Origin of the sequence: Vibrio chagasii (genome assembly GCF_024347355.1) — a bacterium.
GTDB classification, from domain to species: Bacteria; Pseudomonadota; Gammaproteobacteria; order Enterobacterales; family Vibrionaceae; genus Vibrio; species Vibrio chagasii.
The window spans coordinates 729,592-751,815 of record NZ_AP025466.1 but is presented as its reverse complement, the minus strand read 5'-3'; the positions used below and the strand labels follow the sequence as shown (position 1 = coordinate 751,815).

At 44.0% G+C, this 22,224-nt stretch carries 24 protein-coding genes and 1 riboswitch; of the genes, 11 read left to right on the top strand and 13 right to left on the bottom strand.

Annotated elements, in window-relative coordinates; genetic code table 11:
• Nucleotides 1-27: 27 nt before the first annotated feature.
• Entirely contained in the window at nt 28-1,248 is a 1,221-nt protein-coding gene (gene glgC, locus OCV52_RS19350) for a glucose-1-phosphate adenylyltransferase (RefSeq protein ID WP_137408977.1), read from the bottom strand.
• Nucleotides 1,249-1,645: 397 nt separating this feature from the next.
• Between glgC and ompW the strand changes: the two genes are divergently transcribed.
• Both ompW and OCV52_RS19340 read left to right on the top strand, forming a co-directional pair.
• Nucleotides 1,646-2,287 carry an outer membrane protein OmpW gene (gene ompW / locus OCV52_RS19345; RefSeq protein WP_137408975.1) on the top strand — a complete coding sequence of 214 codons (642 nt, stop codon included), beginning with the start codon at nt 1,646-1,648 and terminating at the stop codon, nt 2,285-2,287.
• A 194-nt stretch (nt 2,288-2,481) separates the two neighbouring features.
• Nucleotides 2,482-4,293 carry a choice-of-anchor I family protein gene (locus OCV52_RS19340; protein ID WP_137408974.1) on the top strand — a complete coding sequence of 604 codons (1,812 nt, stop codon included), beginning with the start codon at nt 2,482-2,484 and terminating at the stop codon, nt 4,291-4,293.
• Between the two features lie 118 nt (nt 4,294-4,411).
• On the opposite strand, the gene OCV52_RS19335 is transcribed toward OCV52_RS19340, so the two are convergent.
• Nucleotides 4,412-5,131: an SDR family oxidoreductase gene (locus OCV52_RS19335; protein WP_008216572.1), complete on the bottom strand. Its 720-nt coding sequence runs from the start codon at nt 5,129-5,131 to the stop codon at nt 4,412-4,414.
• A gap of 209 nt (nt 5,132-5,340) precedes the next feature.
• On the opposite strand from OCV52_RS19335, the gene OCV52_RS19330 reads away from it, so the two are divergent.
• On the top strand, nt 5,341-6,246 hold the full coding sequence (locus OCV52_RS19330) for a LysR family transcriptional regulator (protein ID WP_137408973.1): 906 nt from the start codon (nt 5,341-5,343) through the stop codon (nt 6,244-6,246).
• A 56-nt stretch (nt 6,247-6,302) separates the two neighbouring features.
• Here the strand turns inward: OCV52_RS19330 and OCV52_RS19325 are convergent, their stop codons facing one another.
• On the bottom strand, nt 6,303-6,641 hold the full coding sequence (locus OCV52_RS19325; RefSeq protein WP_004741127.1) for a winged helix-turn-helix transcriptional regulator: 339 nt from the start codon (nt 6,639-6,641) through the stop codon (nt 6,303-6,305).
• Between the two features lie 105 nt (nt 6,642-6,746).
• Between OCV52_RS19325 and OCV52_RS19320 the strand changes: the two genes are divergently transcribed.
• Nucleotides 6,747-7,514 carry an SDR family NAD(P)-dependent oxidoreductase gene (locus OCV52_RS19320; protein ID WP_137408972.1) on the top strand — a complete coding sequence of 256 codons (768 nt, stop codon included), beginning with the start codon at nt 6,747-6,749 and terminating at the stop codon, nt 7,512-7,514.
• A 164-nt stretch (nt 7,515-7,678) separates the two neighbouring features.
• On the top strand, nt 7,679-8,332 hold the full coding sequence (locus OCV52_RS19315) for a cupin domain-containing protein (RefSeq protein WP_137408971.1): 654 nt from the start codon (nt 7,679-7,681) through the stop codon (nt 8,330-8,332).
• Nucleotides 8,333-8,430: 98 nt separating this feature from the next.
• On the opposite strand, the gene OCV52_RS19310 is transcribed toward OCV52_RS19315, so the two are convergent.
• Complete coding sequence (locus OCV52_RS19310; protein ID WP_137408970.1) at nt 8,431-9,069, bottom strand: NAD(P)-dependent oxidoreductase; 639 nt, start codon at nt 9,067-9,069, stop codon at nt 8,431-8,433.
• A 162-nt stretch (nt 9,070-9,231) separates the two neighbouring features.
• Between OCV52_RS19310 and OCV52_RS19305 the strand changes: the two genes are divergently transcribed.
• Nucleotides 9,232-10,128, top strand: coding sequence for a LysR family transcriptional regulator (locus OCV52_RS19305; protein WP_105057930.1), 897 nt, complete (start codon nt 9,232-9,234; stop codon nt 10,126-10,128).
• Between the two features lie 131 nt (nt 10,129-10,259).
• Here the strand turns inward: OCV52_RS19305 and OCV52_RS19300 are convergent, their stop codons facing one another.
• Nucleotides 10,260-11,123 carry a hypothetical protein gene (locus tag OCV52_RS19300; protein ID WP_137408969.1) on the bottom strand — a complete coding sequence of 288 codons (864 nt, stop codon included), beginning with the start codon at nt 11,121-11,123 and terminating at the stop codon, nt 10,260-10,262.
• A 355-nt stretch (nt 11,124-11,478) separates the two neighbouring features.
• Nucleotides 11,479-12,135: a 3,4-dihydroxy-2-butanone-4-phosphate synthase gene (gene ribB, locus OCV52_RS19295; RefSeq protein WP_063521737.1), complete on the bottom strand. Its 657-nt coding sequence runs from the start codon at nt 12,133-12,135 to the stop codon at nt 11,479-11,481.
• Nucleotides 12,136-12,314: 179 nt separating this feature from the next.
• Nucleotides 12,315-12,465: riboswitch (FMN riboswitch) on the bottom strand.
• Between the two features lie 371 nt (nt 12,466-12,836).
• Here ribB and OCV52_RS19290 point away from each other — a divergent pair.
• Nucleotides 12,837-13,580, top strand: a complete 744-nt coding sequence (locus OCV52_RS19290) for a phosphatase PAP2 family protein (RefSeq protein WP_137408968.1) — start codon at nt 12,837-12,839, stop codon at nt 13,578-13,580.
• Nucleotides 13,581-13,699: 119 nt separating this feature from the next.
• Here OCV52_RS19290 and OCV52_RS19285 read toward each other — a convergent pair whose 3' ends face one another.
• The 3 genes from OCV52_RS19285 to OCV52_RS19275 all read right to left on the bottom strand — a co-directional run bounded on the left by OCV52_RS19285 (nt 13,700) and on the right by OCV52_RS19275 (nt 16,284).
• Nucleotides 13,700-14,062 (bottom strand): MmcQ/YjbR family DNA-binding protein, encoded by a 363-nt coding sequence (locus OCV52_RS19285; RefSeq protein WP_137408967.1) that lies wholly within the window; start codon nt 14,060-14,062, stop codon nt 13,700-13,702.
• A gap of 60 nt (nt 14,063-14,122) precedes the next feature.
• Entirely contained in the window at nt 14,123-14,848 is a 726-nt protein-coding gene (locus OCV52_RS19280; RefSeq protein WP_137408966.1) for a sulfite exporter TauE/SafE family protein, read from the bottom strand.
• Nucleotides 14,849-15,072: 224 nt separating this feature from the next.
• Complete coding sequence (locus tag OCV52_RS19275) at nt 15,073-16,284, bottom strand: MFS transporter (protein ID WP_137408965.1); 1,212 nt, start codon at nt 16,282-16,284, stop codon at nt 15,073-15,075.
• Nucleotides 16,285-16,313: 29 nt separating this feature from the next.
• On the opposite strand from OCV52_RS19275, the gene OCV52_RS25680 reads away from it, so the two are divergent.
• Entirely contained in the window at nt 16,314-16,463 is a 150-nt protein-coding gene (locus tag OCV52_RS25680) for a hypothetical protein (RefSeq protein ID WP_198778740.1), read from the top strand.
• A gap of 461 nt (nt 16,464-16,924) precedes the next feature.
• Nucleotides 16,925-17,539, top strand: coding sequence for a YitT family protein (locus tag OCV52_RS19265; protein ID WP_137408964.1), 615 nt, complete (start codon nt 16,925-16,927; stop codon nt 17,537-17,539).
• Between the two features lie 94 nt (nt 17,540-17,633).
• Here the strand turns inward: OCV52_RS19265 and sigZ are convergent, their stop codons facing one another.
• Both sigZ and OCV52_RS19255 read right to left on the bottom strand, forming a co-directional pair.
• Entirely contained in the window at nt 17,634-18,218 is a 585-nt protein-coding gene (gene sigZ, locus OCV52_RS19260; protein WP_137408963.1) for an RNA polymerase sigma factor SigZ, read from the bottom strand.
• Nucleotides 18,202-18,498: an ArsR/SmtB family transcription factor gene (locus OCV52_RS19255; protein ID WP_004741113.1), complete on the bottom strand. Its 297-nt coding sequence runs from the start codon at nt 18,496-18,498 to the stop codon at nt 18,202-18,204. The genes sigZ and OCV52_RS19255 overlap by 17 nt, the downstream gene beginning before the upstream one ends.
• 233 nt (nt 18,499-18,731) lie before the next feature.
• On the opposite strand from OCV52_RS19255, the gene OCV52_RS19250 reads away from it, so the two are divergent.
• Nucleotides 18,732-19,832 (top strand): permease, encoded by a 1,101-nt coding sequence (locus OCV52_RS19250; protein ID WP_137408962.1) that lies wholly within the window; start codon nt 18,732-18,734, stop codon nt 19,830-19,832.
• Nucleotides 19,833-19,928: 96 nt separating this feature from the next.
• On the opposite strand, the gene OCV52_RS19245 is transcribed toward OCV52_RS19250, so the two are convergent.
• Together OCV52_RS19245 and trmY are read right to left on the bottom strand one after the other, a co-directional pair.
• The gene (locus OCV52_RS19245; protein WP_240700708.1) at nt 19,929-20,153 is read right to left on the bottom strand and encodes a hypothetical protein; all 225 of its coding nucleotides are present in this window, start codon (nt 20,151-20,153) and stop codon (nt 19,929-19,931) included.
• Between the two features lie 205 nt (nt 20,154-20,358).
• Complete coding sequence (gene trmY, locus OCV52_RS19240) at nt 20,359-20,958, bottom strand: tRNA (pseudouridine(54)-N(1))-methyltransferase TrmY (RefSeq protein ID WP_137408961.1); 600 nt, start codon at nt 20,956-20,958, stop codon at nt 20,359-20,361.
• 256 nt (nt 20,959-21,214) lie between these two features.
• On the opposite strand from trmY, the gene OCV52_RS19235 reads away from it, so the two are divergent.
• Entirely contained in the window at nt 21,215-21,739 is a 525-nt protein-coding gene (locus tag OCV52_RS19235; RefSeq protein ID WP_137408960.1) for a DUF3087 family protein, read from the top strand.
• The last annotated feature ends 485 nt before the right edge of the window (nt 21,740-22,224 follow it).

Below are 22,224 nucleotides of genomic sequence, written 5' to 3'. Positions count from 1 at the left end.
CGAGGTGAAGTTAACCGAGATAGAGCATCACTCTTCAAACTGATAAGAGGAGGGGACGACGATGACACCCTGTTTCGAAATGTGGAAACGCTTGGCGTCAGCAAGGCTATCAAGACCAATTTGGGTTCCATCTGGTACTTTCACATTCTTATCTATAATGCAGTTTTGAATGTGGCAATTTTTTCCAATCTCAACATCTTCAAACAGAATACTATCAATCACAATCGCGGCATTGCTGACTTTTACCTTGGGGAAAAAGATAGAGTTTTGCGCTGAACCACCTTCAATCACTACGCCATTCGCGATCATCGAGTTGATGAAAATCCCTTGATTCCCCTCTACCGAAGCGATGGTGCGTGCGGGCGGCAGTTGCGGCTCATAGGTACGAATTGCCCAATCTGGCTGATACAAATCGATTGGCGAAGTTGGCTTTAACAAATCCATGTTCGATTGATAATAAGAGTCGATCGTACCCACATCTCTCCAGTAAGCATCTTGGGTTACGCGCCCTTCTTCGTCACCAAACTTATACGCATAAACACTGTTGTTGCCGACTAACTTGGGAATGATGTCTTTACCAAAATCATGGCTTGAATCTGGGTCTTCTGCGTCTGCCAATAACGCCTGGGTCAGTACTTCTTTGTCGAAGATGTAAATTCCCATAGAAGCCATACTTCGTGTTGGCCTGCCGGGTACGCTCGCGGGGTAACGCGGTTTTTCGGTAAAGTTATTGATTTGTAGAGACTCATCTATCTCCATCACACCAAATTCCTTGGCCTCATCAATCGAAACCTCCATGCAGGCTACAGTTAAGTCAGCTTCATTCTGCTTATGTTGCTTGAGCATTGGGGCGTAATCCATCCGGTAGATATGATCGCCGGATAAGACCACTACATGTTTGGCTTCACTACGCGACAGCAAATATAAGTTTTGATAAATCGCATCGGCTGTGCCGCTATACCAGCTGTCACCTGTACGCATTTGCGGGGGAACATTAGTGATGTATTCGCCGAGCTCGGGGTTAAGCACCGACCAACCATCACGTAAGTGTTTTTGCAAAGAGTGAGATTTGTACTGAGTCAGTACCAGTATTTGGCGAAGCCCGGAGTGCAGGCAGTTCGCGAGCGTGAAATCGATGATTCGATATTTGCCACCAAAAGGCACCGCAGGTTTTGCGCGGTTATCGGTGAGAGGGGAAAGCCGAGAGCCAACACCGCCGGCCAGAACGATTGTTAGAGTGTCTTGCATAGTCAGAACCTCAATGTATTTATGATTATGCATATGGTCCTGCAAGCACTAAGCCAAATGTAACCCATTGAATATTAAAAGAGGGAATGAAGATTTCTATCCTGTTGCACCACATTGATGCATTTAGAATATTAGCTTGCTCTATTTTGATCCAAAGAGATCCGAGCAAAGTGAAAAGGTAGAGTTAACAAAGTGATGTGCGGAAAAGTCGCATTACAAAACTGTCAATAAAATGAAGGGATAAAGTGATCGGGTCGATATAATTTTACATAAGTAGTCACAACCTTTCACAAATTGATTTCCATCAATAAAGTAGGGGTATTCTGTGATAACTTGCACGCAAAATAAGAAATGATTACTCATTCACCAATAAAATGAAGCCCTCAAGGAAATAATAATGAAAAAAACAGTATGTGGTATTGCGGTTATTGCGGCTCTTATGTCAACGAATGTTCTTGCTCATAAAGAAGGTGATTTCATCATCCGTGCAGGTGCAGCAACAGTATCTCCAAACGACAGCAGCGGCGCAGTTTTAAATGACCCGAATACAGAATTTTCTGTAGACTCAAACACTCAACTTGGCCTGACTTTCGGTTACATGTTCACTGACAACATCAGCTTTGAAGTATTAGCTGCGAGTCCTTTCTCCCACAATATTTCAGCTACTGGTCTAGGTGAAATCGCTGACACGAAACACTTGCCGCCAACTTTCATGGTTCAATACTACTTTGGTGAAGCGAACAGCGACTTCCGTCCATACGTGGGTGCTGGTATCAACTACACTGTATTCTTCGATGAGTCACTAAACCAAGGAGCAAAAGATCTAGGTTTAAGCGATCTGTCTCTTGATGACTCTTGGGGTTTGGCAGCAAACATTGGTATGGATTACATGATCAATGAAGATTGGTTCCTGAACGCATCGGTTTGGTATGCAGATATCGGTACTACTGCAAAATATAAGTTTAACGGCCAACAGTTCTCAACAGACGTTGATATCGACCCATGGGTATTCATGATCGGTGGTGGTTACAACTTCTAACCTACGATTCAGTTTACTAAGGCGCTCAAGCACCAGCCAGCTTGTGCGCCTTTTTTATTGTTAATGAATTAGTCACTGTAACGCTTTGTTGTTATGGGTAAAGTAGACCTATTGTCGTCATCTATTATTCATAAAACAGAAAGATAGCTGTCATAACCACCTCATAAAATCGCGATTAAAATTATGGAGGATATATGAATCGCAAAATCAATAAGCTGACTTTATTACTACCTATCGCAGTGAGTTCTGCTCTCGCTGGGTGTTCTCAGTCAACATCATCTACGGCTAGTACACTCTCTCAAACCTCACTTGATGCTTTGAGCCTCCAATGCCAATCCAGCCAACAGCCAATTACAAGCGATGCTGAGGTTACCGGGCTTACTCTGGTGGGCAGTTCCCTTGCTGACGCTCCTTTCGCAACTTCCGCAGCAGAAATTGTCAGCTACGATTCATGTACCGATAAGCTTTATGTGGTTAACGCTCAAGCTCAGAAAGTCGATGTGTTGTCGATGAACGCTGATAGCGCCCCGACATCTGAGGGTTCTATCGACCTTCAATCAGCCGCTACAGCTTCGGGTATTAATATCGGAGCTGCGAACAGCGTGTCGACTCATCAAGGATTAGTTGCGGTCGCGATTGAAAATGCGGACAAGCAACAAAATGGCATTATTGCTCTGTATCGCTCAGACACACTAGAGCTGATCACCACTTACACAGCTGGCGCACTGCCAGACATGGTGAGCTTCTCGAAAGACGGTCGTTACATTGCTTCAGCCAATGAAGGTGAGCCGAATGCGGATTACAGCATTGATCCTGAAGGTTCGGTGACATTGGTGGATTTAGCGAATGGACCGATGCAAGCGAAGGTCACTCAGATTAATTTCAAGGCATTTAACCAAGGTCAGCCTCGTCACCAGGAATTAACCGATAAGGTTCGAATTTCAGGGCCTAGTGCGACCGTTGCTCAAGACCTAGAGCCTGAATACCTAACGTTTGCTGACAACGGCAAACTCTACGTTGCCCTGCAAGAGAACAACGCACTAGCAGCGATTGATGTCGCAACGGCAGAGGTGGATGCGATTCTTGGTTTAGGCGGCAAACCTTGGGATAGCGCGCAATTGGATGCGTCGAATAAAGACAAAAATATCGGCAACCTACAAAACTACGCGATGTTAGAAGGACTTTACATGCCAGACAGCATCACTAGCTACAGTGTCGATGGCAATACCTACATCGTGACGGCGAACGAAGGTGACGGCCGCGAGTATGGCATCAAGACAACGCAAAAAGAGTGTGACGATAAAGGCTTTGAGTGGGATGGCGATGACTATAAAGGCACCGAAAACTACACCACAGAGAAAGACTTTTGTATCGCTTATGTTGATGAAGTACGTGGCAAGAAGCTAGATGTTGACGCTAACCATCCATTGGCTGGAGCGTTGAAAGATAACAAGCAACTGGCTCGCCTAAAGGTGATTAAGCCACAAGGAACACTTGCTGCTGACCAAAAGGTTCAAGCATTCGGTAGCCGCTCTTTCTCTATTTGGGATGAGTCTGGCGAGTTAGTGTTTGATAGCGGTGATGATTTCGCTCGAATCGTTCTTGAACAAGATCCTGCAAACTTCAACAGCACCAATGATAACAACCAAAGTGGTGACGATCGTAGCGATGATAAAGGGGTAGAACCTGAAGCTATCGAAGTGGCTGAGATCAACGGTAAGCACTATGCCTTTATCGGTCTTGAGCGCCAAGGTGGCATCATGGTTTACGATGTAACGCAGCCTAAGAACGCAAGTTTCATCAGCTACGTGAGCAACCGAGACTTCACACAACCAGTGTGCACTAAGGTTGATGAAGACGGTGATTGCGACAACGATACTTACAACTTTAAAGCGGGTGACCTAGGTCCAGAGTCAATTAAGTATTTCACTCGTTCTGGTAACCACTTTATTGCGGTTGGCAATGAAGTGAGTGGTAGCACATCAGTTTATCGCGTTGAGTTCTAACCTGGCTTATTACTAGGTATTTGATTGAATCAAAACAAAAGCGCCACGACTTGTTAAGTCGTGGCGCTTTTTAGTTCATAGCTTATTGAATCGCTGATTTAGTCGCGATAACAAAAGCCTATGGCTGTTGCTTAGTCGGCGCTAGAGCGATTTCACGGATACATACGTTCTGTGGTTGTTGGTAAGCGAATGATACAGCGCGAGCAATGTCGTCAGCTGCCAATACGCCGCCCATGTCTTCTTTCCAAGAATCGTAACCGTCTTTGATCTCTTGAGATGTTGTGTGAGACAGAAGCTCAGTCTCTACCGCACCCGGTGCGATAGTAGTAACACGAACATTTGAAGCGGCAACTTCTTCACGAACGTTCTCAGAGATAGCGTGTACCGCGAACTTAGTACCACAGTAAGCTGCGTGGCTTGGGAATGTTTTCTTACCCGCGATTGAGCTGATGTTGATGATAGTACCTGTGTTGCGTTCCATCATTGGAGCAAGTACAGATTGCATGCCGTTTAGAAGACCAATTACGTTCACATCGAACATTGTCTTCCACTCTTGTGCGTCTTGAGTATCGATTTGACCAAGAAGCATTGCGCCAGCGTTGTTGATAAGTGCATCTACAGGACCAAACTTCTCTTCACCTTGTGCGATTGCTGCATCAAAAGACGCTTTGTCTGTTACGTCTACTTTCACTGACAGTGAATTTGGTAGGTTCAGTGCTTCAAGGCGGTCAATACGGCGAGCTAAAAGTAGCAGAGGGTGACCTTCATCGCTTAGACGACGAGCGATTGCTTCACCAATACCAGAGCTTGCACCTGTAATTACGATTAGTTTTTTCATTTTATTTCCTCTGTACTTTTATTGCGTCGGTTGGCTACGACGTATTGTTTAAGTGCATTCGAATCAAGTGTTTGTTGTCTTGCTTCGTTGCGATGGAGGTATATTAAGGAAAATAGTATTGTTGATATATAGCGCTTTACTTGAAACACTGTTGCTGTGGTGCGACAATAAAGCGTCTATCTCATAACTCCATTAGTAAGCTGGCGACTATGCTTAATCAAATTAACCTGTCTGATATTCGTTCTTTCGTGCTGATCGCTCGTTTAGGTAATTTCACCAAAGCGGCGGAGGAGTTGGATGTGTCGCGCTCCCACGTATCACGCCAAGTAAGTAGCCTAGAAAAGCAGATGGGTGTAACGCTGTTTATCCGCACTACTCGAACCTTGAGGCTGACTCACGCAGGGCAAGATTTGTACACGAGATGTGAACAAGCCTTAGATAATATAGACCAAGCGCTGATTGCTGCGGTTGATGATGTCGAAGAGGTACGCGGTGACATAAAAGTCAACTGTGTTGGCGGTTATTTGGGGGAGGTGATCATCGCGGATCTGGTCAATGAGTTCATGCAGCTCTACCCAGATATCAGCATCAGCCTTGATTTCAGTAGTAACCGAGTCGACTTGATTGAAGACGCTTTCGATATCGCTTTTCGTATGGGGAGCCTTGAAGATGCGGGCTTTATTGCCAGGAAGCTATTGGACATAGAGATGGGAACACTGGCGAGCTCTGAGTATTTTGCTCGCAAAGGAAAGCCTAACCACCCTAAAGAGTTGATCCATCACGACTGCTTAACCGGCTCGGTGCGTAAATGGAGTTTTCAAGCGCTTGATGACACCAAGAAAACACTCGATGTGCATGTGACAGGTAGGCTGCAATGTAAAAATGGCCGAGTGTTGGTGCAGGGTGCGAAGTCTGGGAACGGGATTATTCGTGTACCGACTATCTATTGCTTACAAGAACTTAATGATGGGCAATTAGTTCAGGTGTTTGACGACTGGGTGGTACCTAAAGTGGACTTTTCAGCGATCTACCACCGAGACCGCTATCAACCAAGCCGTATTAGAACCTTTATTGATTTTGTGAAAAGTCGCTTTGAACAAATGCCAGTGAGCTAGGCATGTTATAGATTAGCTGTCTTCCGTCTTTTGACAATAGTTAGACTGGCTTGGACTTACATTTCGTCGATTTCGTTTTGTAGGCTTTCTAGCTGATCCAGAATCAGTAGGAACTTCTCGCCAAATGGAGTGACTTGGTACTCAACTCTTGGCGGCAGTTCGTTGAACATTTGCTTGTCTAAAATCCCGAACTCTACATTTCGCTTTAAACATTCATTCAAGACCTTGGTCGATAACCCTTCGACCGAGCGTACCATTTCACCGGGACGATTGATGCCATTTGCCAGTAATTGGTAAACCGTGAGTGACCATTTACAACCGTAGATGGTCTCTACCATGCGAGCTGAGCGCTCTGGTGCTGATTTTCTTGAAAAAAAGTTTTCCTGATTTTTCATAAAGATGTACCAATAAGTACCTACCTAACCGATTTGTACTTACTATTCACAGTGTTAGTTCAAAGCCTAAGATTACCACGTTCACATGACTTAGGAGATAACAAAATGAACTTCACTAAAAATGGTATTGCAGTAGTAATCGGTGGCACAAGTGGTATGGGCTTTGAAACAGCGAAGCAGCTAGTCGCTCAAAATATCCATGTGTTGGTTGTCGGCAATAACCCAACTAAGTTAGATAAAGCAGTATCAGAACTTCAGTCGTTAGGCCACGCGACTGGCTGGCAAGCTAATCTTTATGATGATGAGAGTGTAGCTAATCTTATTGCGCATTTAGAGTCTATTGAAGAGGGTATTGGTTACCTTGTTAATGCGGCTGGCTACTTTAACCCTAAAGCGTTTATCGAGCATCAAGAGGCGGACTACGAGCAATACATGCAGCTCAACAAAGCGACTTTCTTCATCACTCAAGCTGTCAGCAAGTTGATGATAAAAAACGGTGGTGGAAACGTGGTAAATGTAGGCTCTATGTGGGCGAAACAAGCGATCAAAGCGACGCCATCTTCTGCGTATTCAATGGCAAAAGCTGGACTACACGCCTTAACACAGCACATGGCGATGGAGCTTGCGGACCACAATATTCGTGTGAACGCGGTTTCTCCAGCAGTCGTTAAAACGCCGATCTACGAATCATTCATTAAGCCAGAAGAGGTGGATCAAGCGCTAGAAGGCTTCAATGCTTTCCACCCAATTGGCCGAGTGGGTCAACCGAAAGACATCGCAAACAGCATCTCTTTCTTGCTATCAGACAGTGCCGATTGGGTAACGGGTGCAATCTGGGATGTTGATGGTGGTGTGAACGCGGGCCGCAATTAATCAAGCCGAGCTTTCAATATGGGGGATGCTTTGTTAGCAATTATCAATTAGCAATTAAGAATTAGCAGCTAACAGCGAAGTCTCCCCCTCGTTCGTTATTCGCGTAGAATAGACATTAGCAAGACAATAATAATTAAAACAATACTTAGAGTAAGGTCGTCATTATGTTCAACATGGACTTTTCAAAGAGACTGGTTATCGAAACCGATAAACTAGATTGGGTTGCAAGCCCTGCCAAAGGGGTATGGCGTAAGCCTCTAGAAAGAGAAGAGAGAGAATCGGGTCACACGACTAGCGTGGTGAAATACGATCCTCAATCTTCATTCTCCGAACACCCACACCCTCAAGGAGAAGAGATCTTCGTATTAGATGGTGTGTTCTCTGATGAAACTGGCGATTTCCCAGCAGGCACATACATTCGCAACCCACCTGGCAGTGCGCACTCTCCATCGAGTAAAGAGGGTTGCACGATCTTAGTTAAGCTAAATCAGTTTGATGCGAGAGACTTAACTCAAGTTCGAGTCAATACGCTCGAAACGGAATGGCTACCTGGTATTGGCGGGTTACAAGTCATGCCATTACATGAGTTTGAGCACGAGCATGTCGCTTTAGTGAAGTGGCCTGTTGGCGAACGTTTTCAGCCGCACCGTCACTTTGGTGGAGAAGAGATCTTTGTGTTGTCGGGCACCTTTAAAGATGAACATGGCGTGTACCCGAAACATACTTGGATGCGTAGCCCTCACATGAGCGAGCATTTCCCTTATGTGGAAGAAGAGACGATCATCCTAGTGAAAACAGGTCATTTGCCACTGATATGATGATTATCTCGACAAGTAAAATAGAAAGCCGCTTACTAAAAGTCAGCGGCTTTCTGCTTTCTAGTGCCTATTGAGCTTACCTAATACACATTTGAGCATTAGTAAGCAACACCAATACGTTGGCGCGGGAACTTGCCAGCTTCGAGCTCATCAATCATCGCAATAGCGTAATCGCTGACTGAAATTTTGCTGTTACCATCTTCGTCGGTGAGCAGTTGATCGCCACTAGTGCGGTAGGTCGATAGTTTCTCGCCCGGGAATATTTCTGCGGCAGGGCTAACGAACGTCCAGTTAACTTCGCTATTAGATTGCTTGAACACTTCAAGAGCTTCGCCCTGTGCTAGCGCTTCGTTTTTGTAATCCGCAGGGAAGTCAGGAATAGTCACTAGCGGTACGTTTGGCGCTACTTCTAATGAGCCAGCTCCGCCAACCCAAAGTAGGCGATCGATACCGATGCTCGGTAATGTTGCCAGCAATTTAGTCGCAGTGTTTTTTACGATGTCGTGATTACCCAGAGCACGTCCGCCAATCGAAGTAATGACTGCATCAACGCCGGATAGTGCGTTTGCTAGACTTGCGGCTTCATCTTGTAAATCAAATGAACGAACTTCAATGCCTGTGGTTTCCACGCGGCTTGCATCTCTTACAACAGCAACGACCTCGTGACCACGAGATTGAGCTTCTTGAGCGATGTGACTACCAATCCAACCTGATGCACCTAATACTGCAATTTTCATAATGCCTCTCCAATTATCTAATTTATTGAGTCGTTTTCTCGACAGCCATTGCAGTCTAATAGCTCACTAGATTGCGATAAATATCGTAAAATGATGTAGATTGTATCTATATAGTGATCTAATAAGATTCGATTAGCTGCGATATAGTTCAAGGAGAGTGTGATGGATAGGTTGACGGCAATGCGTAGCTTTGTCGAAGTTGCGAATTGTGCCAGCTTCACCCAAGCAGCTGAGCATTTGGACATGAGTCGGTTGCAGGTTTCACGTCATGTTCAAGAGATAGAAGGGTGGCTGAAGCAGAGGCTATTACATAGGACGACTCGAAAGGTGAGCTTAACCGCGGCTGGGGAAATCGCTCTGCAGCGCTGTGAGAAGATCCTCCATGAGACCGCTGAGCTAGAAGTTACTTCACTCAATCAAACCGATGATCTTTCTGGAACCATTCGAATTGCAGCCCCCATCGGGTTAACTCAGCATATGTTGTTGGACGTGGTCGAGCAGTTCACCGAGCGCCACCCTAATATAACGGTCGAACTGTTTGCCTCAGACCGCTTTACTCAGCTGGTGGATGAGAGGATCGATATTGCACTTCGTTATACCGATCAACCTGACGATAGCTTGATTGCACGAAAGCTAATGGTCATTGATTCCGTGGTGTGTGCCTCGCAAGCTTACTTGGACAAACATGGTGAACCTGAAACGGTCGAGGCGCTTCGACAACACAATTGTTTTCGTCACTTGAATGTTTCTAAGTGGGATTTTGTTAAGGACAATCAACACTATTCGGTTGAGGTGTCTGGCACTATCAAGGCTAACGATGTTGGAGTGCTAACTCGCGCCGCACAGCACGGGAAAGGGGTAGTTCGTTTACCTTGTGACTTAGCCAACCCACTGATTGCGAATGGTAAATTGATACGAATATTGGATGAGTTTGTTTCGCCAAGCAGCGTGCTTTGGGCGGTGTATCTGTCTCGCAGTTATCAGCTTCCAGTTGTTCGTCAGTTCATTGATTTTGCGGCACAAGCTTGGGCTAGCGATATCAAGTCCGGTGATGTTTGAAACTTCATAGGCAATGATACATAGCGATAGAAATTTAAAAGCCCATAAATACAAAAATCCGATATCAATGGTGATATCGGATTTGAACTCAATAATTCAGAGTTCCAGCACGCTCTCCTCTCACGAAGTCTTTACATGTAATGGTGTACGGATAATCGGGTATTTATCACCTTTTCGTTGATGTCTGGTAAAGGCTGATACAAGCTTCTCGTAATGTCGGATAATACTTGGTCGTAAACTTGCGACACGACGCTAGAGATATCACTGGTTAATTCGTACATGCTATCTGCCGGTTGGGTCGCTTCGTTACTTGATGCGATCTCTGAGAGTGCATGCATCGCTCGCGTACAAACCGGTGACCCACTACTAAGAGGGCAGATAATCGATAACTGGTTGAGTTTTCTGTGTGTCTGAGAGGCGTAGAATTTGAATCTCAAATACTCCTCAGGCTTCTCCATATCCGCCTTCTCTATTCCAGGGATAGACATTCGTAATTTGGTCAGGATCTCCATGCAATCTAAGATCTGTTGCCAATTCATGTGGTACTCACGGCTCATGTCTTCACGCTCAGACTGAATTAGCCAGATGATCATTACTTCATCCATCAAGAACATGCTATGGCGAATTGTTTTGCCATGAATCGATTGGTTACGCACCAAGCTACGGTTTTGCCAATCACTGTGCATTGCGATGAGCTTGAGGTGGTAGATGCGATACATAGGGCGGCTATCAAACGACACATGCGATTGAAGCAGTTCAGATACCTCAAGTATGTTGTCGTAAATTTCATTCACTTTGCGAATTGAGTTGCTAGATAATTTACAAGCCAAAGCGTAATGCGTTGCTGCGCGGTGTTTGCGTGATAACAACAATAATTCTCTAAGCAGAACTAAGGTTTCAAACCTGTGTGATAGTGCAGTTTGTCTCTTTCTGGAGAAATAGAACAGAGTGGCAAGCACTGCTATGGATAAACCCACTGAAATAACTACAAACATATTCAACTCCCAATATCTGAATACCTATTTAGTGGTAGTGCAGACACTGTGCCAGAGTTGATAAGTGTTATATTTCAATGGCCTATATTTGTTTGTTATTTTTGAATGATCAACGTTGGTGCATGACTTCACCATTTGAGTGAGTTTTTCTCATATTTTGCAGGATTTTTTGAGAGGTAATCCGTCAGAAGTGGAACGTATCTTTGATTTCAGAGCTGACTTTTCTTGCCATAAGGGAAATTAAAAAGGCCTCACTCTTTAATGCTGCTCACTAGAAACAGCATTAAAGAATGAGGCCTTTCGATATTTATCTGACGCTCAATGACTTACAAAGGGAGTCATTAAACACTAAGCCTTATGCAAGCTTAAGATCGAACTCGTTGCGGTACATCACCATATCTTCGATGGTCAGTACTGGCATGTTGTGTAGTTTACCGAAAGCAACGATCTCTGGCGCTTTTGCCATTGTGCCATCTGGGTTAGTGACTTCACACAATACACCTGCTGGTTGAAGACCTGCCATTTGCATTAGGTCCACAGTACCTTCTGTGTGACCGCGGCGAGCAAGTACGCCACCTTTACGAGCACGTAATGGGAATACGTGACCAGGGCGAGCAAGGTCAGTAGGTTTAGCTGTCGGGTTTGCAGCTGTTTTGATCGTAGTAACACGGTCAGCGGCAGAAACACCTGTTGTAACGCCAACTTTTGCTTCAATAGTCACAGTAAACGCAGTTTGGTTTGCGCTGTTGTTATCAACAACCATAGGTGGAAGGTCAAGTTGGTTAGCTTGATCATCAGTTAGACACAGACACACGATACCGCTGCATTCACGGATCATAAGTGCCATTTGAGCATTAGTTAGGTGTTCTACTGAGTAGATGATGTCGCCTTCGTTCTCACGATCTTCATCGTCAAGTAAAAGTACGCCACGACCTTCGCGCAGAGCTTGCAGTGCGTTTTCAACGCGAGTGATTGGTTCGCCAAATTCGGCAAGTAGTGAAGACTGATTCATGGTTAAACTCCTAAAATATCACCAGAATCAGGGCTGTATGAGGGATCTCAACGAACACAACAAAGCCAACTCATTACAAGTCGGTTCATCGTGGTTTTATCCAAAACGAAATGCACACGTCTGAGTTGGAGGCATGAACCTAATAAACAGGTACGCCTTTCCAACTTAAACGAGTGTGTTTCCATTCTCTCTCATCCGGACTATAACCGTCGGCTCTGGCATCTCACCAGATCTGCTGACCTCGACGAATCGAGCGCTCGCGGGCTTATCTTTAGATTTTGCTAAGGACATACCGCCGGTGGGGAATTTCGCCCCGCCCTGAGAATAAAAATTAATAATTTGTTTTGCTATGAAAGCAGACCAGATGGTAATCCTTTCAATACTGGATTTAAAGGACTCACAGCAAAGTTTTTTAGATTCATCGCTTTTAAACCGGTAAGTGTTCACTTTATCAGCAGAACGCAGGCAGGGTGCTTTATTATGGGCTAGCTTGGTTCCCGCCATTTGCTATTGGAATGTGAAATAAGGGTGTTGCTGCTGATGGGTTACAGTGCGGTGTTTCACGTAACCAATAATAAAGCGACTCGAATAAATGAAGTTTATTGCGCTACGACGTCTTACTGAGCGTTTTTACAAAAAATTGATATTGGCGGTGCTAAGCTGCGATAGCATCCGACCACTTTATCCAAAAGATCTTAGCCATGACTTCTCTGTTCTCCAATAAATCCAAAGGCTTATTACTGCTTGTTTTAAGCTTGTATTCTCTTGTTCCCTTTTTGATCTTTGGATCTCATTTCGACCTTGGAAGTGCTGTATTGCCTTTTTATGGTACTGTGATGACATTCGTGACTTATTCAGCGGGTAATCAAGGGTTCCTAATCACACTCGCGGTTCTCTCTTTGTTGGTGCTGACATTAAAGTTTTCAAAAGCAAAGTTGGTGAGCCTTTGCTTGCAGCTCGGTGTTTTATTGGTGTTGAGCTTTGCAGCGAAGACATTCCTTAAATCATCAACTGAGAGCCCACGTCCATATACTGAGTATTTAGTTACTCAAGAAGTGGTTGATATGCCGGAGTTGTTTTATGAGCTGCCACTAGAAGAAAAGAACGTGGCCATTGAATCAGTAGAAGATAAGGTCAGCGAATGGCGAACGCGTCATTGGCTTGGCGAAACGGACTATTCATTCCCATCAGGACACATGATTTTCGTGGGTGTCTGCTTAGCATTCTTTGGTGGGTTGTTCTTAGAAGCGAAACGTTTTTACCTTGTAGGTAGCATGCTAGCTTGGGCTGGTGGTGTAGCTTATAGCCGCGTTTGGCTTGGTATGCATCGTCCTGAAGACTTAGCAGCATCTATCGCTTTTGCAGGCTTAATCTACCTATTAGTACCACTGGTGCCAACGCAAAAAATAGAACCTTTGTTGCCTAAATTCCTCAGAACGGCTTAACCATGCAAGAAGCGCTTCGTTGTTTAAAGTAAATAAGTTCTTAAAAGCAAACAAGTTCTTTAAAACAAGTTAGCTCCCCCAAAGCATTTGGGCATTAGCTTAACAAGCGGAATCTCTGGCTATTGATTGAGCCCGAGTTCTGCTTGTTTCTTTTTGGCTAGTCCCAAAGAGACAATTCGGTGAGACCCCGTCAGGTAGTATCTCAACTCGTCATCCCTTTCTGGTGTGCTCTCAAACAGCTGAATCCACTTCATTCCGCGCGAAGCAAAGTAGGGGGCGGGTTTATACCCTGGCTCTTCTTTGAGAAAATCGAAATTCTGATCAGATGCCTTAAAGATAAATGCAGGCTCGTCGTTCGGTCCCCAACCTCCAATCGCAAACACCTTACCACCCACTTTCCAAACATGAGAATTGTTCCATTGCATGACATAGCTGGTAGCAACTTGTGACTCGCAAAAAGCATTGAATTCATCGTATGTCATAGAGCGCCCTCTCAATAGTTTGGTGTTGGATGGGGTGTTTATTTACGATACCGCTAGAAGTTAACCAGCTAAGCCTTGCCAAATAGCCGTCAAGCCGCTGATAGAACATAGCAGTAAAGAAGCGATACGTATCTTCTCTTTCGAAATGGTTTGAGTGGTCATCATAGCCACTTTGTAGCCTAACCAAGCAGCGGGCAGCAAAGGTATTGTGATGATCAAATGGTGGAGCGTGAAGAAGCCAATCGGGATCTGCACGACTAATGAAATGATCGAGCTAAACACAAAGAAAGCAGAAAGGTTGCCACGAAGCTGGTTAGCATCTTGGTGTTGAAGCAGTAGCGCCATCGGTGGCCCTCCGATCCCCGAACTTGTCCCAAAGAACCCTGAGAAAAATCCTGCAATCCCCATCTTGGCAGGCGTTGGCTCCAATCTAAATGTTAGTAGGCTTACAATCACAGCAAACACAACCAGTAACCCTAGCCACAGAGACAATACGCTCGTTGACACCATCACCAACAAAGCTCCTCCTGCCAATGAGCCTGGGATTCGGCCCAACAGTGCGACTTTGAGTCCGCCAATAGAAATATTTGCGCGGTGTTTTAATGCATTAAATACCGAGATAAATAGTCCAATGAGGCAGATAGGCGCAGGGACATAGTCTGGCGAGACCAAAAACAGCAGTGGTGCGGCGACAACAGCCAAGCCAAAGCCGATGGCAGTTTGTACAAACGAACCCACAAAAATGAGTGCCATTGCGATAAGGGCGGTTTGATTTAGGTATTCCATAGGCCTGCGAGTAAGTTCTAAAGGAGCGAATGGATACTATAAATTAAAACGGTAGAAATAGTCTTAATATTCAGTGAGGTTTATGCAAGTTTCTCTAGTTATAATTTCGATTTTCACGCCCAATAAAAAAGAGAGCGGATATCTCAGGAACTAGTCCATTCGATATCCACTCTCTCATTGGATTGCTTATCGCTGTAACTGATTGGGGGAGTCAGTATTAAACGTTAAGCCATTGCCAATTTCAGACGCTCAATTGGTTTGTCATTGATCGGTAAATGGATAAGCGCAGCGGCAAATGCCAGTACTACCGTCGACCACCAGATTGGTTCGTAAGATCCGTAGTAATCGTAAATACGACCACCAACCCAAGCACCTAAGAAGCTACCTACTTGGTGAGTGAAGAATACCAAGCCGTAAAGAGTCGATAGGTAGCGAGCTCCAAAGATCTGACGAACTAAACCAGAAGTGAGTGGAACCGTACCAAGCCAACAGAAGCCAATTGCAGCACCGAAGATTGCTGCGGTCGATTCTGTTACTGGCAGAGTGACAAACGCACCGATAACCACTGTGCGAACTAAGTAAAGTGCAGACATCACATGACGCTTGCTGAACTTGTCACCCATCACACCCCAGAAGTAAGAACCGAAGATGTTGAAGATACCAACGTAAGCCAATGCCATTGCTGCGCTACTCGCTGGTAGGTTTTTGTCAGCTAGATAGCTTGGTAAATGCGTTGCAATGAACATTACGTGGAAGCCACACACGAAGAAACCAGCATGAATTAACCAGTAACCTCTGTGAGAGAAGGCTTCAGATAGCGCTTCTTTCAATGTTTGATTGTCTTCAATTTGCGTTTGTTTACTCGTTACGACTTTTGGCGCTCGCATGAAAAGTGCAAATGAGATCATCACACAGCACAGTACAGCAAACACTTGCATCGCACTCTGCCAATCAAATTCGTTCAACATGTATTGCGCGCCTGGAATCACAGCAAACATGCCAAATGACCCCGCAGCCGTAGTTAAACCAAATGCTTTAGCGGCGTGTTCTGCAGGTACCACTTTCGCTACTGCACCTAATACGATCACATAGCTTGTTGCACTCAGTCCAAGGCCAACCAATGCGCCCAATGAAATGTAAAGCATGCTTGATTCGGTAGAAATTGAGGTAAGAAGTAAACCCAAACCGTAAGCACATGCGCCTGCAATAATGATGCGTCTTGCTCCCCATTTGTCAGCGGCCATACCAACAAAAGGTTGGAACACACCGAACAATAGGTTTTGTAGAGCAATAGCGAAGCTGAAAAACTCTCGACCCGTGCCGAAATGCTCTGAAATTGGCATCATGAAAATGCCGAATGATTGTCTGATACCTAGACTGATAATAAGTGTGCCGATCCCAAGCCATACCAGTAAAGGAAAACGGAAAATGCTCATTCTAATACTCTTAAATTAATGGTGGTGATGTGAGTGGTCTTGCGCAGACATGTTTTGTTCAGTCATTTCGTGATGGTGTTCGTGCCCAGAATGACCATGCTCTGACTGCTGGTGGCAACCACTGCTTACGGCATGCTCAGCCAAGAGATCAATCAATGGCTGACTGTGATGCACAATAACCAAACTAATGACGAGGAATAACGTCATTCTGGCCAGTTGGGCAAAAAGAGATTGTGAAAACATAAGGTGTTTACATGCGCTCTATGTTGTAAGAAGTCGCGCATCATAATGATGGGTGGGATATGTATCAAATGACTATTTGTGATTTAGTCTATGCGTTTTATGCATAGACTTATACGTTGCTGGGCTGAGGGTAAAACGTGACAAAAATATGAGAAAACTCGGCACTCATTAATTCCGACGTAAAAGCCTGCAATTCAATATGGATACTTAGTATCGTGTCTGTAACTGTCTGCTTTAGTGAGCTTTTTCACAAAACTGTAAAAACTAATATACAAACTAGTCACCTAAGAAGATCGGCTGTTCGCTCGACTTATCTGTTAAACATCGTAAATTTGGGCCTAAATCGTTTCAACATGACTGAAACACGATGTAAAAAGATTCAGGGAGAGTCATTCACATGGATAAAGATCATAACTTTCGCGAAAACTTGCTCGCACTGATCTTAGGAAGCGCACTGGTTTCACTTGGCGTTATCTTTTTCAATCAAGTCGGTTTGCTCACCGGAGGAACCGCTGGTCTAGCGATCTTCATCACCAAAGTGACAGATCTAAGCTTTGGCCAAGTGTTCTTTGCACTTAACTTACCTTTCTATATTTTATCGGTCGCTCGTATGGGCTGGCGTTTCACTATTAACACCTTTATTGCCGTTTCGATAGTTTCGTTCGCAGTGGACCACTTATATCACGTGATTCAAATTGCGGAGATTCATGTACTGTATGCAGCATTACTGGGCGGCGGATTAATTGGTACCGGTATGTTGGTGATTTTCCGTCACAAGATGAGCTTGGGCGGCTTTAATATTCTGGCGCTGTTTTTACAGGAGCGTTTTGGGATTCGAGCAGGCAAGGTTCAGATGGCATTGGACTGTACTATTGTGGTGCTTTCACTGTTTATCGTTGACGCGCCACTAATACTCTTGTCTGTGTTGGGTGCAGTAGTCACCAACCTGATTCTCGCAATGAATCATAAACCGGGGCGCTACCAACCGGTTGTAAAAGCGGAAGCGGCTTAGCGAACTTGATTTTAAGCCTATATTACAAGCAATAGAAAACAATAAAGCCAGCATCAATAGCTGGCTTTATTCTATGAAAATAGTCATTCAACACTTAGCAGTTGCCACAACCGGATTCCGGTTTGAGCTCGCAATCAATCACATTACCTTGTTTGTCTAGCGACAAGCTGCAGCACTGTTCAAATAGATTCTTAAGATCGCCACGGCTTTTCTGAACGCGAGATTTAATGGTCGAATAACTGACATTTTGCTCTTCTGCGAGTGCTTTCTGGCTCTGGCCCTTGATATCAACGGCAAGCAATAGCGAGGCACTTTGCTCAGGCAACGCTTGGATGAAGGGTTCAATACACAAAGACAACTTCTGTTTGAACTCTGCATTGTGGTCTAAATCTGCAAACCACAAATCGTCCGCATCAATTTTGCTATCACGTTGTTGGCGAGCGTGTTTACGGTAGAAGTCGATAATTGTGTTATTGGCTAATTGAAATAGCCACGATTTAACACTGCTCGCATCTTGCACCTTGTGCAGGTTCTGAAAAGTCTTAATTAAGATCTCTTGCAGCAAATCTTCTACATCGGCGGTAGTGCTGACTTTAGAGTGGAGGAATGCTTTTAATGTTTGCTGATACTCAGCCCACACCTGCTCTAAGTTTAAAGGTGTGCTATTTGCACTGTTCATTTACGCAACACTCGTCTTGTAAGAAACCAATAACTCCCTCTAGACATTCATACTCTGCGACACAAAAGAGAGTTCTGCCTTCACGTCTTTGGCTTATAAGGCCTGCTGATGCAAGGCTTGATATGTGGTGAGATAAAGTAGAACCGGGGATACCGAGTTCTTCTTGTAGGCCGCCAACCGCAATGCCTTGGTAACCAGCTTTTACAACACTCTTATAGATACTAAGGCGAATTGGGTGGCCTAGCTCTTTCAGTGCTTTTGCTACGACTTCTAAGTTCATATTAACTCCTCAAGATTTAATTTCGATAATAGTCGAAATGATGCTCGAATTCAAATCTAAAAACAATGAATACGTAAATCATTGAAAGTACTTCGTTTTGAAAGTTAGTTCGATTTTTGTCGAAATAAAACTTGATCTGTAACTATTTATTTCTATAATTCGAGAATATTCGAAATTAAGGGTCGGGTACTTTCCTCATAGAGTTCGACCTTAAATCCTGTTTGGAGTTAATTATGAGCAATGAAATGTTAACAATGCTAAAAGACGCGCTGGATATGTTCGCTTTCTTAGCAGTAGAACTCATCATCCTTTTCTTGGCGATTAGCTACATAGTTGGGATTCTTCAAGAGTTCCTTACGCCCGAGAAGATTCAATCTATCTTGAGCTCACGTAACGGTAAGGGCTATGTGATTGCCGCACTACTGGGTGCGATTACACCTTTCTGTTCATGCTCGACGATTCCTTTCCTAAAAGGTTTGCTGCGTGCACGAGCAGGTTTTGGTCCAATGATGGTGTTCCTATTTGGTAGTCCACTATTGAACCCAGTGATCATTGGTTTGTTTGTGATTACCTTCGGCTGGCAAGTTGCAGCGTTCTACTTCTTAGTGGCAATGACGGTATCAGTAGTTGCAGGTTACACACTGGAAAAACTAGGTTTTGAGCGTTATGTGAAAGCAGAAGCGTATGAATCAACAGGTTCATCTTCAAGCTGCGGTACTAGCTGTGGCGACTCTGCACCTAAAAAAGCAGCACCAGCAAAAGCGGAATCTTCTTGTGGTACAAGCGCATGTGGTGAACCTGCACCAGTAATGGCAAAAGAAAGTGCATGCTGTGGTACTAAGAAAGAAGAGCCGAAAGTAGAAGTATCATGCTGCTCAGCTGATGGCACAGTGGCAGCAACAGTCGTTGAGAAGAAAGAGCCTAGCCGTTGGATGAGAATCTGGTTTTCGACTTGGAAAGACTTCAAACAAGTTTTCCCTTACTTGATGATGGGTATTGCAATTGGTTCATTCATCTATGGCTTCATTCCAACTGACTTGATTGCTGAATATGCAGGTGAAGGCAAGTGGTACGCGATTCCAATCGCAGCAGTAATTGGTATTCCACTGTACATCCGTGCTGAAGCTGTGATTCCACTGAGTGCAGCCCTAGTGCAAAAAGGTATGGCCTTGGGTTCAGTAATGGCATTAATCATTGGTAGTGCGGGCGCAAGTTTGACGGAAGTGATTTTGCTTAAGTCTATCTTCAAAAATCAGATGATTGCGGCTTTCCTATTCGTAATACTAAGTATGGCGATTGGTGCAGGTTACCTATACACCTTCATCTTTGGTTAATCTTAGATAACACCATCGATACGAAAATATAGCTAATAAAAAAGAGCTCACCTTGTTGAGCTCTTTTTGTTTTTAAAGGAAAGTAGCAGCGAAATATCACACGGGGTTTGGCAGTACAGAAGAGGTGCCTTGAGTCGCTAAAGCATTGGTTGCCAACACATCGCAGTGGTGCCGATTAATTGCATCGCCATAGTTATTGGTTATACCGGGAAATTGAAAGCGATACATTGGAATACCAAAGCGACGCTCTCTCTGCTGTCCGATTCGGTCTTTGCTTGTCCAAAACAGTCGATTCTTAGCGGTGTAGGTTATGCCGTGCATTTTATTACAATTGTGTTAGCTGAGGACGATGCGAAAGAGCTCAATCATCTAGTCGCCTTAGCATCGAAGCAATACGAGACGTTAATGCGAGATCTCATGTGAGGGTGGAGCGTGCGACACATTAAACGAAGGTGTTATATACATCGGAAAACTAAAAGCCCGGCAAACAACCGGGCTTTGTTAATTGGATTTCGTCTTATTGAGTTTAGAAACTGCGGATATCCAATTCGTTGTTGATTAACACAACACACTGAGAAGCGAATAGCATGTTTGGGCCTAAGCTGATTTTCTCTGTTCCTAGGCGCTTTAAGCTGTTATAGCTTTTCTTAGGCATAGGGATATGATCAGTCAAAAGGAAACATGGGTTTTCAGCAATCTCTGCATCACGGATAAAGTCACCTTTTTTATCCATCATGTACAGCTGGTGGTCTTCAGCCAGTTCTTTAACCAGCTTTTCAAAACTCATAGTGCGAACAGTGATGCCCGGTTCAACCTGACGCGTCTGTTCTTTAGTCATACCTTGAGAAGCGTCAACCGCTCTTACTACCGCTGACAACAACGCCGACTCATGGAAACCACCAATATTAGTGATCTCATTAGAATCGAATGTAATTGTACGTGAAAAGTCTTTAGTACTTTCTAATACAAGGTGTACGGTGACATTCTCGCGGTGAGACTGGGCAACGAAGATCGTGTTCATCAAAGTATGAGCCAGAATCTCAGTATGAGCATCTTGTCCAACGCCTTCTAAGATAAGTTTACTCTCCGTAGGGGCTGCGCGAGCGCGTAATACAAATGAACGCATAGAATGTACCTTGTCAGTATGTGATAAAGCGAAACGAGCTTTAGCAACATGAATTGATGAATAACCAAAATTGTGGCGGTATGTAACTCTTTTCTATTAATGAAGTCAAATAGAGTTGCTTATAGCGCTAACTTCAAGAACTCAACGTATTAAATAGAGAATGACCACATTACAAGATGGTAAAGGTTGAAGCGACCGATTGTTTACATAGATAGTATACGCAAATTATTAGGTGGCTTGCAGAAGGAAGTAGTCGATGAAGTTACAGAAAATAGATAAAGAAGAATATAGAAAGAAGATGAACCTGTTGTTGGTTGGTTTAGTTGGATCACTGGCAGTGTTTGCTATCGTATTCGGCACCATACTGATTGACTTATTTGGCACAACAAATTCGATTGCTGGTGAATCAACGGGCAATTTCCATTTAAACGTGCTTGGAGTGATCTTGTCTGTAGCGCTAAATGCTTTTATTGCGAGTCGTGTAAAAGGACATGAATACTTCAAGGAAGCGATGTACGTGTGGAACCTAAAACAAATCCACAATCAAATTTATCGAAAACTAAAACGAATTCAAGCGAAGGCTGAGCAAGGTGACCAAGATGCGTTGGTCATTCTGTACTTCTATTACACCACACAAAAACAAGTATACGACCTAGACAACAACACATTGACGATAAAAACAGTTCAGCAATCGCTAGATAAGATCTTAGAATTGAGCGAGAGATGGAGTATTGAACTAGATATAGAGGCTTTTTCGAAAGATCTAATCGCAAAGTTTTAAGTAATATGCCCATTATTGTATGAGCTTTGAGCGACGAAAGAGCCTTTTGACGCAAAAGTAGCCACTTAAGAAGGTTTTTTGAATTTTTATCGAAAAAGGGGTTGCCATGTTTTCGATGATCTCTATAATGCCGCCTCACTGACACGGCAGACGCCACAAGGCTTCAGCAGTAATCAGTAAGACGGAAAGTTCGAAAGAAATTAATTTTAAAAAGTGTTTGACACTTAAGATTAAATCGCTAGAATTCACGTCCGCTTTCAAGGGTTTCTTTGTAAAAAGAAAGTTTCGACAAGCAAAGCTCTTTAACAATTTAAACCTATCAATCTGTGTGGGCACTCGTTGATGAATATCAAAATTGATTCTTAGGAATCACATTGATTTCAATGAACTGAGTGACCAATTCGAATCGTAAGATTCGGCACAGTCAATTCACAGTCACTATTCGTAAGAATAGGGAATGTAATCAGTATTCGTTGAGTCGACAA

What these genes read in the sequence shown, in the direction of transcription:
- OCV52_RS19325 (WP_004741127.1), bottom strand. Translation starts at nt 6,641, where the DNA reads ATGAAAAATCAGGAAAACTTTTTTTCAAGAAAATCAGCACCAGAGCGC.
- trmY (WP_137408961.1), bottom strand. Translation starts at nt 20,958, where the DNA reads ATGCGTTCATTTGTATTACGCGCTCGCGCAGCCCCTACGGAGAGTAAA.
- ribB (WP_063521737.1), bottom strand. Translation starts at nt 12,135, where the DNA reads ATGAATCAGTCTTCACTACTTGCCGAATTTGGCGAACCAATCACTCGC.
- OCV52_RS19275 (WP_137408965.1), bottom strand. Translation starts at nt 16,284, where the DNA reads ATGAGCATTTTCCGTTTTCCTTTACTGGTATGGCTTGGGATCGGCACA.
- OCV52_RS19340 (WP_137408974.1), top strand. Translation starts at nt 2,482, where the DNA reads ATGAATCGCAAAATCAATAAGCTGACTTTATTACTACCTATCGCAGTG.
- ompW (WP_137408975.1), top strand. Translation starts at nt 1,646, where the DNA reads ATGAAAAAAACAGTATGTGGTATTGCGGTTATTGCGGCTCTTATGTCA.
- OCV52_RS19290 (WP_137408968.1), top strand. Translation starts at nt 12,837, where the DNA reads ATGACTTCTCTGTTCTCCAATAAATCCAAAGGCTTATTACTGCTTGTT.
- OCV52_RS19300 (WP_137408969.1), bottom strand. Translation starts at nt 11,123, where the DNA reads ATGTTTGTAGTTATTTCAGTGGGTTTATCCATAGCAGTGCTTGCCACT.
- OCV52_RS19250 (WP_137408962.1), top strand. Translation starts at nt 18,732, where the DNA reads ATGAGCAATGAAATGTTAACAATGCTAAAAGACGCGCTGGATATGTTC.
- OCV52_RS19255 (WP_004741113.1), bottom strand. Translation starts at nt 18,498, where the DNA reads ATGAACTTAGAAGTCGTAGCAAAAGCACTGAAAGAGCTAGGCCACCCA.
- OCV52_RS19265 (WP_137408964.1), top strand. Translation starts at nt 16,925, where the DNA reads ATGGATAAAGATCATAACTTTCGCGAAAACTTGCTCGCACTGATCTTA.
- OCV52_RS19320 (WP_137408972.1), top strand. Translation starts at nt 6,747, where the DNA reads ATGAACTTCACTAAAAATGGTATTGCAGTAGTAATCGGTGGCACAAGT.
- glgC (WP_137408977.1), bottom strand. Translation starts at nt 1,248, where the DNA reads ATGCAAGACACTCTAACAATCGTTCTGGCCGGCGGTGTTGGCTCTCGG.
- OCV52_RS19335 (WP_008216572.1), bottom strand. Translation starts at nt 5,131, where the DNA reads ATGAAAAAACTAATCGTAATTACAGGTGCAAGCTCTGGTATTGGTGAA.
- OCV52_RS19245 (WP_240700708.1), bottom strand. Translation starts at nt 20,153, where the DNA reads ATGCACGGCATAACCTACACCGCTAAGAATCGACTGTTTTGGACAAGC.
- OCV52_RS19285 (WP_137408967.1), bottom strand. Translation starts at nt 14,062, where the DNA reads ATGACATACGATGAATTCAATGCTTTTTGCGAGTCACAAGTTGCTACC.
- OCV52_RS19310 (WP_137408970.1), bottom strand. Translation starts at nt 9,069, where the DNA reads ATGAAAATTGCAGTATTAGGTGCATCAGGTTGGATTGGTAGTCACATC.
- OCV52_RS19235 (WP_137408960.1), top strand. Translation starts at nt 21,215, where the DNA reads ATGAAGTTACAGAAAATAGATAAAGAAGAATATAGAAAGAAGATGAAC.
- sigZ (WP_137408963.1), bottom strand. Translation starts at nt 18,218, where the DNA reads ATGAACAGTGCAAATAGCACACCTTTAAACTTAGAGCAGGTGTGGGCT.
- OCV52_RS19305 (WP_105057930.1), top strand. Translation starts at nt 9,232, where the DNA reads ATGGATAGGTTGACGGCAATGCGTAGCTTTGTCGAAGTTGCGAATTGT.
- OCV52_RS19315 (WP_137408971.1), top strand. Translation starts at nt 7,679, where the DNA reads ATGTTCAACATGGACTTTTCAAAGAGACTGGTTATCGAAACCGATAAA.
- OCV52_RS19280 (WP_137408966.1), bottom strand. Translation starts at nt 14,848, where the DNA reads ATGGAATACCTAAATCAAACCGCCCTTATCGCAATGGCACTCATTTTT.
- OCV52_RS19330 (WP_137408973.1), top strand. Translation starts at nt 5,341, where the DNA reads ATGCTTAATCAAATTAACCTGTCTGATATTCGTTCTTTCGTGCTGATC.